Raw genomic sequence first — 14,052 nt, 5'->3', positions numbered from 1 at the left:
TAAACATCTAAATAATCAACTGGTCAAAACGCCAGCGAACGCAGAAATCGCAGCCCTTCCACGGCGATCGCTTCGCGCGAGGGCTCTACTTGCCGCCATATGGATGCGGCTTTGGCAATGACCTTCACATCCGGTGTGAACGATTCGATAACAATATCTCCCTGGTAATGGATATGGTCCAATGCGGCAAAAATACGGTCCCAGTTGATCTGATCGCCACCAGGAGTTCCGCGGTCGCTGCCGGAAGCGTGCAGCAGGCCCAGCCTGTTACCGGCCCTTTGAATGGCCAGCGCAGGGTCCTTTTCTTCCAGATTCATGTGAAAAGTATCCAAATGTACCTGTAATGCATCGCTACCGACGGTTTCAATCATCCGCAGCGCCTGGTCGCAGGTATTGATAAAATCGGTTTCATAACGGTTTAGAGGCTCGATAGCGAGTTTTACACCGTGCTTCTCGGCAAAATCAGCGAGCGTTTTGAGGTTACCCGCTACCAGCTCCCATTGTTTGCGTCTTTCATCGTCGGGGACGAACTCGGCACGACCTATTGCAGAATAAACGGGACCCACCACAAGCTTACTTCCAAGCACCGGCGCAATGCGGATAAGTGCCTCCACATACTCGATGGACGTCACCTGTTCCTTACGCGTACCGCGCAGGTCACGCCCCGGCCCGGTTGCCGCGCACACCGACCTGCATTCAAGCCCACTGTCATCCAATGCTTTTCGAACCAGTTCCGGGTCGATGTCGCCAGGGTCTTCCAGGGCTATCTCTACAAAATCAAAACCCCAGTTTTTAAACTGGGGAAAATATGAGGTGCTTTCGTTCGTGAATGGTGAAGAAAACAGATAGGTATTGATACCAAACTTCATCGGTGGTTACTTCCCTTTTTGCTGTGTAAAAATGCGTACACCTTTCTTGTTGCCGGTGACGATGTCCAGCAGGCCGTCGCCGTTCAGATCTTCGACCGTCACATGCAGGCCTACCCCCGAGTTATCATCAATATCGTGCCTGATCCACGTCGGCACTTTACCGGGCTTATATTCAAACCATGAAATAAAAGGCGGCTCAAATTCTCCCGGATCATTACCATTGTGGGCGAAATAACGTTTTCCGGTAATAAAATCGGGGTGGCCATCGCCATTCATATCTTTTAGCGCCAAACCGTGCGTCTGTGAAATCGTTTTGTCGATCTCGTGATGGATCCAGACCGTTTCCTTGCCTTCCTTCTTCTGCTCGTGCCACCAGATACCGTAGTTATGCGCCGAAGCGCTGAGCACGTCGTTGAGGCCATCGCCATTCAAATCGAGCACATACATTTGCGAGCAATCCTGGCCAAGATCGGCTGGGTGGAACTTCCAGTCCTTGTCTTTCGGGTATTTGGCAGGCCCCTCCTCCGAGCCCTCCCACCAGCCGCTTCTCACTAGCACATCCTTGCGCCCATCGCCATTGATATCGCCATAGCCGATCCCATGCGTATACATATGCGTGGAGTTGTTGGGATCGTTGCTGATCACATATTTCTCCCAGGTCGTTTCGCCTTTTTTGGAAGGACATTTCAACCAGATAACCTTCTTTCCCGTCGGGTCATTGCAAAGCAAGTCCTGCCGCCCGTCACCATCGATATCCACCAATTGTGGCGACTCGTTTCCTACCGACGAATAAATGGTGTGCACCGGCCAATGTCCCGGCTTGTTTTGCGGATTCTCATGCCAGGCGGCAGCTTTGCCCGGCCAGTCGATGCGGATGAGATCTATCCAGCCATCCTGGTTCACGTCCATGGCAAAATCCAGGAAAGAATCGCTGTAACTGCCATTTACAATAAATTCCTGCGGCTTGGCCAATTCGTGTTCCTTCCAGTCAGGCGCTTCGAACCAGTAAGCGCCCGAAAGTATGTCCTTTTTACCATCTTTATTCACATCGCCCATCGCGGCACCTTCTGCGATGAACCGTTTGGTAAGTTCGGTCTTCTTAAATATAACAGCTGATCCGCTCTTCCCTTTTGTCTGCGCGGATGCATTTGTCCCGGCAAAGACAACTATATTGATCAAACAAAACCACTTTAAAACTCTTCCGGTTAATAGCATCGGATTTATGGGTTAGGATTAATACTCAAATATCATTTTACCCCCAGCAGGTATTCAAGCAGCGCATAAAAGTCTTTTTCAGGGATGATATTCCGGAACTGATCGGGCATTAACGTGTATTTAGATGCCCGGTATTCCTTCATATCGCCCTTTACCACCGAAAACTCCTGCCCTGTCATATCCGCGAACACGATTGTCTCGCCTTCCGTTCTGCGGTACAAGCCCGTAAGGGTCTTGTCATTTTTCAATGTGATATTATAAGTACGAAACGCCTCAGTTATATTCCTGTTGGGGTCAAGGATTTTTTGGGTCAATGCCTTATGGCCCCAGTTTCCGATGCCATCGAGCTGCGGACCGACAAGCCCTCCCGAGCCCTGGATCTGGTGGCAGCCGCTGCAATTCTGCACAAAAATCACTTTTCCTGCGTCAGAAAATACGGTAGCCGGTTTGAAATTCGCAATGCGCGCGTCGATAAGCTTCTGGCGTTCTTCGCGCTCGTTGGCGCTGGCTGTCAGCAATTGCCGCATTTGTGTTTGCTGGGAAGCATTTGCATTATTGGTAAGACGCTCCTGCACCGGAACCTCCGCTGCAATATCCGCGCCAAGCTCCTCGTCTTTAAATGCATTCAATAAATAAGTGATGCCTTCCGAAGTATTGGCCAGCACCGTTGCAATCACGATCTGAAGATTACGTGCACCGCTAGCCAGTTGATTTTTCAAAGTTTCATATACAGAAGGCGATGCTGCCTGGCCCATCGCAACGGCCAGCTTCTCCCTTAAAGTTGGTAGCTCCGCAGGATCATTGAAAACATTTGCCAGAACATCAACATTCCCCTTCGGATCGATATTCATCAATGCGCCCGCGGCTGCACTCCTTACCGTATAATCCATCCATTGGGTTTGCAAAATGCTTCTTAATGCTGATTGCAGGGATTTGATACGATATTCTCCGGCAATTTCCGCAGCTGTAATTCTTTGCTCCGAGTTGGTGGACGGGCTTTTCTCGGGAATAACAACGACCGCCGGTTCAAAATGCCCCACACCCACAGAGCCCGTTTGCGAGCTGTCGGCTGCCTCGATATACCCCATTTGCCCCTCATATCCAGCCAGGTTGAATGTCGCATTGCGGATAAGCTCCTTAAACTGCATTGGCACCGGCTGGTTGACCCGGTATTCCGCAACTACTTTCCCGCTACCAGCCAGCCGGATTTTCACCGAGTTTTTTGAAATACCCTTTCGCTCAGCCCGGTTGTGGACATCATTATCAAAAACGTTCATTTTCAAAGTCGCGGGCAACTTAAACGGCACCGAATACAATGCCGACTGGGGTCCGTAGCCTCCTCTTTCGCTTAAAACAATACGAAATGCGGGCATTACGTCTACAAGGAAGTGCTCCGAAACCGTCCATGAATTGACGGGGTCGACGTTCTTCGTTACCTTCCTGATTTTCCAGATTTCTGTTTCGGCAGAAATTTGGGTCAAAAATTTTCCCGCCAGTTGCTCACCCCACGATACCATTTTGGGACTTGGCGATACACCACTTTGCCGGATGCCCGCCTGGATGGTCCGATAAAGCGACAATTGCTTTTCCGGTTCATTTTCAAACCTCGTGGTGATCAGATCGATCGCTTTCTCGACCTGATAAGGTGCCGCAAGGCGGCCAATGTATTCGAGATTCTTGAGCAGATCCCCTGGATCGAGCTCGTGCGTGAGCGTGTAGTCGAGCACAAATGCCGCACCCGCGGAAGATGGCACATCGAGCAGCGCTCTGTTCAGCAATGCCAGCTGCGCGTCGGTCCACCGCATGGCCGGAACGCGCCACATCACGCTGGTGCTTTTCAGGTTATTTCGCAGGCCCAGCAGCGCTGTATAGCGTAAATGTGTGTCCTCCTGCGGCGTTTTTTCATACAAATCCATCAGTAATGCCAGGTTTTCCGATTTAGGAAAGCGCGACAAGACTTCTGCCGCCGTTCGCCGGATAAACGGATCGCCGTTTTTCAAAGCTTCGGTAACCTGCTGGTAATGGGCATCGGAAATGGCATCGCGTTCGCTCAGGATACGCATTGCGTGGGTTTTCACAACCGGTTCGTGATGTTGCAGTGCATTGTCAAGAAAGCGGTCGTCGAGCGCGCCGAGGCGGTGCAATATCCATAACGCATGTACATAGGAAGTTGCTTCAGAATTATTTGCAAGAAGCCCTTTTACGGGTTCAATCGCCTTTCCTTTCCAGGTATCGACAATCCGGTCGGCTACTTTCAAGCGGGTATTCAGCTGCGGATGTTTCAGCCCTTGCAGCAGCTGCCCAATCGTCGCCGTCGACCAGTCGGTAACAGGTAAATTATCATGCGGCTCTGTGCCTTTATATGTTACTTTCCAGATCCGGCCGTTCACCCGGTCACGACCCGGGTGATTGAGAGCAACCTCATAATGCCCGATGATCCTGTTATAAAAATCGGCGATATACAAAGCTCCGTCCGGTCCGACTTTAATGTCCACCGGCCGGAACCACGGGTCTTTGCTAACCAGGAGCGGCTCCTCCTTTTTCGAAGAAGGCGTCGAGCCATTGAAAGTCACTGTGTTCCGGTCAATGCGGCAGGTGACGACATCCCCGGTAAAGAAACTGTCGCGGTATTTGGCCGGAAACTGCGTTCCGGTGTAATAAACAAGCCCCGCCAGTGCGGTCGAACCCAGGTCGTATGTCATCATCGCCGGCGCAAAGCCCAGCCCGACGGGCGCTTTCTTGCCAAAATGCGGGTAATCTCCACCGAAAATAAGCTGGGTAATCGGTTTTGTATGACAATCCACCGAATACAAATATCCTTTCTCATCATATGCGTAGCCAAACGGGTTCACGCGCCCGAACGTCGTCTGCTCCACATGGCTTCCGTCCATTTTCACCCTGAAAGTATTCCCGGAAGTCATCCGTATCGAGTCTCCATCCGAACCTGCGATATTCGAAATATTGGAAAACCCATGGCACACATGCAGCCAGCCGTCGTACCCGCGCATGAGGTTGTTCACCATTCCATGCGTATCCTTATGCCCAAAGCCGCCAAGCAATATCTCTCTACTATCTGCCTTGCCGTCATTGTCTTTATCCTTTAAATGATACAGGTTGGGAATACTATACGCGATCGCACCGTCCGCCACCGGCATGATGCCGATCGGGATATTGAGGTTATCATCAAAATGTGTGAAAGTATCTGCCCGGCCGTCGTCGTTTTTATCTTCGAGGATCGTAATGCGGTCTTTTCCGTCGCTTTCGCCCGCAGCCACCGGGTATTCCGAGGATTGCGTCACCCATAATCGGCCGCGGTCGTCGAATTCCATGTTCATCGGCTTGGTAATATCCGGCTCGGAAGCGAAAAGCGTCACTTGGAAGCCCTCGGGCAGCACAAAACTAAGGCGCTCTTCCTCCGGCGTTTTGAAACCTGTTGTCCGGATATGTTCAGCATAAATATCAGCCTCTGCTTGTTGAGGCGCATTCGTTACAGTTACATTCTGGCCGGATTTGTTTTGAGGAGGTTTGCAACTTTGTACTTGAAACAATAGGGAGGCGGTCAGTACGACGAGACCGATTTTGACAGGACTTTTGATTGTCACCATACGATCAGCAGAAAAAGCAGGGTTGAGGAATTTCGTTGAATAGGGTATTGGAAGAATAAACCAGCAAGCAGGTCTATTTTACTTTGATGATGGTATTTAAATTAAAGAACCGGGCTGTGCACACAGCCGCTGGCCATGCCACAACCCGGCAGTCGTTCATTTCAGTACTTTATAAAATGTACCCGTTCCGAAGAACCATCGCGATGTTCGATTGCCAAGATGTAACTACCGGCTCCAAGGTGGTTGAGCGAAACATATTTTTCCTTCAAACCGTCTGCCGCCAGCGGCTCCCGTAACACAATGCCCGCGGCATCCAGGATCTTAATTTTGGCCACCTTCGACCAGTCTTTCACACGCACTTCGAGCCGATCGACGGCCGGATTTGGGAAAACCGTGAGTCCGCCACAATCCCACAGCACCTTCCTGATTTGGCTAAATGCAAAACTGCCATCCCGGTCGACCATTTTTAACCGGTAATAATCGTCGCCAGTAACCGGATTACTGTCAGTGAAATGGTATTCGGCTTGCCCTTTACCCTCTCCCGCCGAGCCTACACGCCCCAGCTGCTGCCATTCATTCGCATCCCGGCTGCGCTGAATTTCAAAGAAATCGCTATTGGTTTCATAGGCCGTTTTCCAGGTTAGCCTCACCGCTTTCTCCTCCTTTTGCGCATCAAAAGCGATGAGGGTTACGGGTAATTCGCTTTGCCCGTTTACGAGCGTGAGCAACTTAATATCCAGGTCGGCCACGTCTTTTGAAACATAATGCAACCCCAAATCGCGCGTGGAGCCCGTCATGGTTACAAACGCATTTTGATCAGAAAACGAATTAGCCAGTTCCAGTAAAGATTCGGCATTTCCGTTCAATTCGGAAGGGTGGTAAATCACGCCGAGATTCCCCTCGAAATTGACGGGCTTGTTAAAAACATAAGTTTTCAAAATGCTGGCCTGGGGATCCCCCGGTATAGCTGTGTGTTGAACTTCCAGGGAATAGTTGTCACCCAGGTTGAGGCCTTCGGTGGGTATCAAAACCAGGCTATCCACTGAGAAAACCGTCCCAATATTGACAAACAAGCTATTTCCCGTCACAAATTGAGCCTGAGCAGCCAACCTCGTCAGAAAGAAAACCAGGCATATTAATAAAGCTTTGATATTCATAACGATCGTCATAAGTGTGATTGAAAGTTATCTCCTGGAAACCAATGCCCGGCTTCTTTTGGGGCGGGTTAATGCTAATTGGGACTTAATACCTGCAATCTCCGCCCTCAGATCTTCGTTCCGTTGCCGCAAATGATCCGTCCTTTTGACCAGCGCCTGAATGGCTATCAGGTTCACGCCGTCAAAATCGGCCTGGTTGATCGTTGTGTCGTTACCGATCGTCCCGTATGCGTCCTGACCGAATGCATGAAAGAAGTCCTGCGCCATCGGTCCATAATGGCGGAACGTTTTGGGATCTTGCCCTTTGTAGTTCCAGGAAGTCAGTTTCATATCCCTGATTTTTCCCAAAAAGGCCTCGCCATTTATGGGAGAGAAGTTTTCCTTTCGGTTAACGTCAGATAATACCTGCCAAGAATTGCCACCAGACGCCAACGATATACCGATTGTCTGGTTGCTATTGGAATAAAAGCGATATCCGCCAGCAAACCTCATAGACATCTGATTCTCCAGATTACTCTTCAAAATCACGCTTTTACTATTATCCCCAAAGACGAACGACCCCTCCTTACTATCCGTCGAGACCATATTCCCCAAAGCGACGGAGTTGTCGCCGCTTGCCGTTGCCGCCACGCCGTGAGCAAAGGAATAATTGCCCGACGCCGCCGTGTTTTCTCCGCTGGCAAATGCGGCCTTTCCGGACGAATTGGTTCTCAGCCCGAAAGCGGCGGAGCCTACTCCGATTGCAAAAACTTCAAAGCCACTGGCAAAAGAATAGTTCCCGATAGTCTGAGGATCCAGCCCGCTGTTTCCGACCCGTTCACCCAGCGAGCGAAAAGCCGCCTTGTCGTGGAACCACTTCATTTTGTGCTCGACGGAATCAGGGAAAGCGGGATCGTAATAAGGATTAAACTCCGGTTTCAGGCGTACGCTCGTAGATAATATAGATCCATCGTGGATATGCAGCATTTCTTGCGGTTGCTGTGTACCTACGCCTACCTGGGCGTGTCCCGCCACAGGCAACATTGCGAACAAAGCCAACGCCAGTTTCCGCATATGACGTAAATCACATGGGGGATTAAGAAAGAATTTGTTCATAAGCGTGTTTGGATAGTAGTGTGAAAGATTTAAAAACAGATTGCCGGCCGACCTATCGCTTTGCAACAGTGATGCCAACGGATATTTTGGCTTTCCGGCCCTTGTTCGCCGACAATTTCAATCGGAGCATTGCCACTTCGGTCGCCATGTCGTCGTTCTCTTTTTCAAGCTCATCCGATATTTTGACCAGCTCCTGAATCGCCACCAGAATAACCCCGTCCAAATCGGCCTGGTTAATGGTGGTATCCGTTCCGATGGTGCCATGAGCATCGGTGCCGAATGCCTTGAAGAAATCCTGCGCCATCGGCCCGTAATGCCGAGAGACGTTCGGAGTCTGCCCCTTATAGTTCCAGGAAGTAAGCGGCATTTTTGAAATGCTTTTTAGAAACCTGTTGCCTTGAACAGGAAGAAAATTTTCCTTTTTGCGGACGTCCGAAACGACCGTCCAAGCATTGTTGCCGGGAGACAGGATCATACCGATCGTGAGTGCTGCATTGGAATATAACTCATAACCACCGCCGAAGAGCGCTTTAAACTGATTATCGCTCGTATTCTGCGCGCTTCCATTTGCATGCCCAAAAATGAAACTTCCACTTTGATAGTTGTTGCTAAGGTTGGTACCCATTGAAATGGTATTTGGCCCATCTGCGACGGTAAAATCCCCTTGGGCAAAGGACAAGTTACCGCCAGCAGTAAGCGCCCTACCCGCGGCGAAGGAACCGAACGCGGTAGTGCGCGCCCGCAAGCCAAAAGACGAAGAGCCCAGCCCTGAGGCGTAGGAATCGTATCCCGTTGCCGAAGAAAACCTTCCCGCATTCAAAGTGTCCAGCCCGATGTTGTAAAAACCTTTCCCCAAAAACCTAATCGCACTCTTCGCATGAATCCATTTAAAAGCATGGATCACTTCGTCGTCGTCATTCAAAAGTGGGGCATAAAAAGGGCTGGTTTCGGGCGGAAACTTCGGTGTGACAGACAGTATTGTTCCGTTGTGCACATGCATTTTTGCTCCGGGAATTTTGATGCCAATACCCCATTGGGCGTGGGCCTGCCCGGAAAAGACACAATGGAGCGCTATCAAGCCTATGATTGTAATGCGCCATGCTTTTTTTAAATTTTTCATCGTGCATGATTGTAAAGTTGAACATCAGACATCTTTGAATGCCGAATCTCAACCAAAAGCCTTACAATCACGCAGATCGATACCCAAGTGGGTCAAAGCGTTTATTTACCGGAGTTACGCCCGGTAACAACAGCCTACGGGGCTGATTAAAAACTCGTTGCGGCTTGGCTGAAAATCTTCACGACCACCACTGTTTATATTACTGCTTCATGCATGCAGCAACTTTGTCTATTATCGTAACGATTATGCATATACGATAACAAAACCATCCTGCCGCATCATGCTTTTATTTAAAAACTTCTCCGATTTGATCAATATTCACGCCTAGCACCTTTTGCGCAATGACATTCAGCGCAGCCTTGTCTCCCTCGAAATGGAATGTACTCTGGCGGTGCGTGATCGACTCGCCTTCCTTCAATGCCCGTACCGATGAATTCGATTCGAGTTCGTAAAACGGGCCCATTTGCGTACCGTCGGCCAGTTTGCCATCATTATAGGCATTCAATGCGTCACCATTGTAAGGGTCCTTATGCAGTTCCCAGGTCGATTTCATGTACTCGCCCTGCGGATCGAGATCGAATTTAATGATGGTAAGCATACCTTTTTCCGCATCGTAGCTCCCGGCCACATTCCGGGCCGATTTCGGGGCGATACCGATCTTGCTGCGATGCTTGCCGTCGGCTTTGAGAAACAATAGCGAGTCTTTCACAACGAGCCTGTCGGCTGGTATTTTACCAAAATAATCGTCGGTAATGAGCGGCTTTTCGGATAATGCTTTCGAAAAAGGCGCGATAATAGTCGTCTGGTCCGATGGCCGGAACATGCCTAGCAGCCAGATACCCAGCATCCCGCTTTCCGGTTTCCATTCTTCATCCTTGTTGGTGATTGAATTAGTGGAGCGGTAGGCGACGGCCTTCACGCCGCTTAATGTGGGCAAATCGAGCAAATCAGCGATATTTTGCTTCGTCAGCATCTGGACCTCCCGGCTGATCCCGATCACGAACGTCTTGCCATGATAATTCTCGATCATCGCATCGACCTGAAACTTCACCGACGAAGCATCCGATTCGGCGACTTTGTAGGCGACCGTATCGATCAGCGCCGGTGTCTGCCAGTTCTCAAAATCGAAGGTTTGCCCTTTTTTAAAGTACACAGAAAACTGACCACCTTCCGGAGACAGCCAAAAACGCTCTTCGCCGCCAAACCCGTTCATATGCGGCTGGTACACTCCGCTTTCGATGAGCTTGTAGTTGATCCAGCCGTAGCTGTTGCCGGCGTTGCCGTTGACGGTGCTGGTCATCACCCTGCCTTGAAAGGCAGGGTTAATAAGTGCCCGGGCATCGGCATTGTCCGGGGCCGTTAGGACGATGGTTTCCTTATGTTTCTTTAAAAATGCGAGGTCGTAGCCGAAAGTACCGGCTGCCTGCGTTTGCTCTGTTTCCAATTTATCGCTTTTATTGTTCGTCGAACAGCCCGCAGCCGCCATCATCGCAGCCAGCATGACCAGATAATGCGCTTTCATGGCTATTCTCTCAAATAGTTACCATAGCCGACGATCAACACCGAGAGGACAATCACCAGAATACCGATGATGATCGAGGAAATGGTCTTTTTGGATACTCCTTTCCACTCTTTCAGGACTAGTCCCCATGAGTTCGCCACCAGAATAATGAATGCCATGTGCAGGATCCACGAGCTTGGTCCATTGCCTAACTTGCTCTCTCCCATGCCGTAGAAAAAGAATTGAAGGAACCACGTAGTACCGGCCAGTGCCGAAAAAATATAGTTCGAAAGCAGCGGTGTCGACGAATCGGTGTAGTTGCCGAAGGTTTTGTTGCGCGCATTGAGGATCATGCACCAGATGAAGTTAGTAGTGAGGCCGCCCCAGAGGATTACAACGTAAGTGACATTGTTTTGGAATAAAAACTCGCCCTCGCCGGGATTGGCTGCTTTCCAGATCCCGTTCGCTTCCTGCGCCATAATCTTGCCGGCGTCGATCCCGAATGCAAAACAGGCGCTGAGGATACCGGAAATAATGGAAACCGTTAAACCAAGGCCTATTTTAAACTCGGTATTATCGGCAGCCACATGGCCGGTTTTCCGTAAATCGGCATCTTTCATCGCCCCGGACTTCCCGCAGATAACGATCCCGATCACGCAGACCAGCAGACCAAGCAGAACCATCTGGCCCCAGCTTTCACTAAAAAGCATCGAAATCGTATCCTTGCCCGGTTGCGGGTTGAACTCGTAGTAAACCGAGGGGATCAACGCGCCGAAAACCGAGCAAAGCCCGAGGATGATGGAGCTTCCGAGCGCGACGCCCAGGTACCGCACGCCCAGCCCGTATGTGAGGCCGCCAATGCCCCAGAGCACGCCGAAAAAGTAAGTCAGAAAGAGAATGCCGCCATTGGTGTGGGTGATGATTTCAGTATACCCCGGAATCGTAAGATAAGCGGCAAGCGGCGGCACGATAAGCCAGGAGAACAGCCCGCCGATGATCCAGTACGATTCCCAGGCCCAGCCTTTGACCTGCTTGTAGGGAATATAAAAACTGCCGGAGGCGAAGCCACCGATGAAATGGAAAATAACACCCAGAAGAGCTTGCATGAATAATTTTTGAATTTTATCATGTAAGAGCGTTTACCCGGGTATCTACTGGCAAACCAGGCAAGTCTTTGAAACCCTAACTTTTCTCAATCTCCCACCACAACCTTCCTGACAACCCGGCTGTTACCGACATTAAACTCGACCAGATACAACCCGCCGGGCCATTGCGCGGTAGATATTTGCTGCACCTCCTCGGCCCGAATGAGGCGGTTCCGGACCATTCGCACACCGCCGGCCGTAAGAACGTCGAATGTGCCGGTTTTAGAAGAGTATATTTTAAAAAACGCTACGGAAGGATTCGGAAATACCTTGACCTCCGCCTCATGGCCCGGCTCGACACCTGTAACCGACACTGGCAGGATGTTAGTCAGCAAACGCACTCCGCCGGCATTGTTCCCGATCGCAACATCCGGCTTCTTGTCGCCATTCAGATCGGCGACGGCCAGGGAGAGGTAATTACCAAAATTGACATTGCCCGGTTGGCCGTTCACACTTACGATAGAGTTGGCCCGGTCGGTCCATTTGCCCCAATCGGCATTGTTAAATACGCGGATCGTGCCGGTGTGATCGACCGTGGCCAGATCCGGTTTGCCGTCGAGATCGAAATCGGTAACAGCTACTTGCGAAAAGCGGCCGGCGAAATTGATGCCCACACCTGCAAATGAGTCGGTTTCAAGTTTGAATGTGTATTGCTTGTTGGTTCCGGTGTTAGTGTAATAATAAATGTTTCCCTGTGTTTTACCAATGAGTAAATCGAGGTCACCGTCGCCATCTGCATCGTAGAAATAGGGAGAATCGCCGGTTTGCAGTTCCGCGGGTAATGCAATGGTGACTGCGTCGGCGAGGTTCAATTGCGCTGCCGCGCCGGTTGTTCCTTTGTTGGGGATATAGCGGTATTCGAGTTTGAGATTAGAAGTGGCAGTGGCTGCAAAACCAAGATCGGCGACACCGTCGCCATTAAAATCCGCCCATTGTGGCTTGATATTGTAGACAGACAGCTTAGAAAGCAGTTGGAGGTAGTCCTGCGATTCTATACTAAAATCTGGTGCGGCAACGGTGCCATTATTTTTCAAAAACCATAAACCTCCTTTATAACCGCCGGTAACCGGCATTCCGCTTGTTCCGATGAGCATATCCAGGTCGCCGTCGCCATCGATGTCGAAAAAAGTTGGCGCCGCATTTTCACCGACATCGATCATCTGGTCCTGCAAGAAGTTTTTCCGTACCAGTTTGAAATTGGGTTTGTCGCTCGTCCCTTCATTATGATAATACCAGCCCGAGGATTTAAAATCCGTCAGGTTGATATCATTGGCCGGAATACTGGGCGCGATGAGCAGGTCTTTGGCGCCATCGAAATCCACATCTTCGTAGAATGCTGCCGGAAAAATGTGCATTAAGACCGGATCCGTGGCCGGATACGAATTGGTGAAACCCGTAAAATTGGCAATAATGCCTTTGACGGAATTGGGCAGGAAAGAAATATGCTCGTTGCTCACGTGGCCGGCGAGGAGGTCCTTGGCACCGTCGCCGTTCAGGTCGTGGAGCAGAATGGAGTTGCCCGCGTGCAGGATGCGCGCGGGTGCGGCCTCCCGATTCGAAGGATCGGTTACCACGCCGCAATCGACGCCTACCACGAAATCCTCGGCATCGCCTTTGTGAAAATTACCCCAGCAATCGCCGTTACGCTGAAAAACCGGGCTGGCCTGCGTGCCTAGGCTGTCGCGAACGCCGAATTTTTCCATGCTCAGGTTCTGATGCAACTCAATATAGCTTCCTGAAAAATCGAAGGTCAACAGGTCGAGATCGCCGTCATCGTCGATATCGGTAATGGCGGGAATGTCGGTGCCCGATACCTGCATATTGATGTTCCCCGAGAAGCCTTTGGTATACAAGACGTCGCGCACGAGCTTCCACGACCATGCGTTGGCCGTTTTAACCTGCTGATAAACGACAATGCCCAGGGAAGTGCTCGCGAAAAGGTCTTTCAGGCCGTCGCCATTGTAGTCGGCGAGGATCATCCAGTTGTCGACCTGCGGAAAAAGCGTTTCGTAATACGGCGCGTGGATGAACGTCTTTTTGCCTGCATTCACAGGATCAGGGCCGGCCAGAAACGTGGTAACCTTGCTATTGGTGCGGTCGTAAACGACCAGATCCTCGTCGGCATCGTTGTTCAAATGCATTTTCAGGTATTGCGAGGCATTGAGGCCTCCACCCCAGGGATTCGTCATTTTCACGCCTCCGGCCGACACGCTTGTAAGGGTATCGAGTTTGAACCACGACTGTTGCGCCAGCAAATCGGAAGGTGGGTAAAAGCAAATGAAGAAGAGGATGAGGGAGGTAAATTTGGTTCGCATCGTTGAGGAATAATCTATTAGTTTTGCATG

General features: G+C 50.5%; 9 protein-coding genes. All 9 read right to left on the bottom strand.

Annotated elements, in window-relative coordinates; translation table 11 throughout:
• Positions 1 to 23 precede the first annotated feature (23 nt).
• A complete protein-coding gene (locus ACTJJJ_RS12870) occupies positions 24 to 869 on the bottom strand; it encodes a sugar phosphate isomerase/epimerase family protein (RefSeq protein WP_440701998.1) in 846 nt (281 codons plus the stop codon).
• Positions 870 to 875: 6 nt separating this feature from the next.
• On the bottom strand, positions 876 to 2,048 hold the full coding sequence (locus ACTJJJ_RS12865) for an FG-GAP repeat domain-containing protein (RefSeq protein ID WP_440701997.1): 1,173 nt from the start codon (positions 2,046 to 2,048) through the stop codon (positions 876 to 878).
• Positions 2,049 to 2,116: 68 nt separating this feature from the next.
• Entirely contained in the window at positions 2,117 to 5,689 is a 3,573-nt protein-coding gene (locus ACTJJJ_RS12860; RefSeq protein ID WP_440701996.1) for a PVC-type heme-binding CxxCH protein, read from the bottom strand.
• Between the two features lie 161 nt (positions 5,690 to 5,850).
• On the bottom strand, positions 5,851 to 6,858 hold the full coding sequence (locus tag ACTJJJ_RS12855) for a T9SS type A sorting domain-containing protein (protein WP_440701995.1): 1,008 nt from the start codon (positions 6,856 to 6,858) through the stop codon (positions 5,851 to 5,853).
• Between the two features lie 15 nt (positions 6,859 to 6,873).
• On the bottom strand, positions 6,874 to 7,941 hold the full coding sequence (locus tag ACTJJJ_RS12850; protein ID WP_440701994.1) for a tail fiber domain-containing protein: 1,068 nt from the start codon (positions 7,939 to 7,941) through the stop codon (positions 6,874 to 6,876).
• A 52-nt stretch (positions 7,942 to 7,993) separates the two neighbouring features.
• A complete protein-coding gene (locus ACTJJJ_RS12845; protein ID WP_440701993.1) occupies positions 7,994 to 9,061 on the bottom strand; it encodes a tail fiber domain-containing protein in 1,068 nt (355 codons plus the stop codon).
• A gap of 286 nt (positions 9,062 to 9,347) precedes the next feature.
• Positions 9,348 to 10,583 (bottom strand): DUF6786 family protein, encoded by a 1,236-nt coding sequence (locus ACTJJJ_RS12840; protein ID WP_440701992.1) that lies wholly within the window; start codon positions 10,581 to 10,583, stop codon positions 9,348 to 9,350.
• A 2-nt stretch (positions 10,584 to 10,585) separates the two neighbouring features.
• Positions 10,586 to 11,668, bottom strand: coding sequence for an L-rhamnose/proton symporter RhaT (gene rhaT / locus ACTJJJ_RS12835; protein ID WP_440701991.1), 1,083 nt, complete (start codon positions 11,666 to 11,668; stop codon positions 10,586 to 10,588).
• Positions 11,669 to 11,754: 86 nt separating this feature from the next.
• Complete coding sequence (locus tag ACTJJJ_RS12830) at positions 11,755 to 14,022, bottom strand: T9SS type A sorting domain-containing protein (protein ID WP_440701990.1); 2,268 nt, start codon at positions 14,020 to 14,022, stop codon at positions 11,755 to 11,757.
• Positions 14,023 to 14,052: the final 30 nt, after the last annotated feature.

Source organism: Dyadobacter sp. 22481 (assembly GCF_052044875.1).
GTDB classification, from domain to species: Bacteria; Bacteroidota; Bacteroidia; order Cytophagales; family Spirosomataceae; genus Dyadobacter; species Dyadobacter endophyticus.
The sequence above is the reverse complement of the archived record's forward strand: the minus strand, read 5'-3'. Positions and strand labels throughout refer to the sequence as shown.

Bases quoted from the DNA above. Each gene is read 5' to 3' on its own strand.
- ACTJJJ_RS12870 (WP_440701998.1), bottom strand. From the start codon at position 869: ATGAAGTTTGGTATCAATACCTATCTGTTTTCTTCACCATTCACGAAC.
- ACTJJJ_RS12860 (WP_440701996.1), bottom strand. From the start codon at position 5,689: ATGGTGACAATCAAAAGTCCTGTCAAAATCGGTCTCGTCGTACTGACC.
- ACTJJJ_RS12855 (WP_440701995.1), bottom strand. From the start codon at position 6,858: ATGACGATCGTTATGAATATCAAAGCTTTATTAATATGCCTGGTTTTC.
- ACTJJJ_RS12850 (WP_440701994.1), bottom strand. From the start codon at position 7,941: ATGAACAAATTCTTTCTTAATCCCCCATGTGATTTACGTCATATGCGG.
- ACTJJJ_RS12845 (WP_440701993.1), bottom strand. From the start codon at position 9,061: ATGAAAAATTTAAAAAAAGCATGGCGCATTACAATCATAGGCTTGATA.
- ACTJJJ_RS12840 (WP_440701992.1), bottom strand. From the start codon at position 10,583: ATGAAAGCGCATTATCTGGTCATGCTGGCTGCGATGATGGCGGCTGCG.
- rhaT (WP_440701991.1), bottom strand. From the start codon at position 11,668: ATGCAAGCTCTTCTGGGTGTTATTTTCCATTTCATCGGTGGCTTCGCC.
- ACTJJJ_RS12830 (WP_440701990.1), bottom strand. From the start codon at position 14,022: ATGCGAACCAAATTTACCTCCCTCATCCTCTTCTTCATTTGCTTTTAC.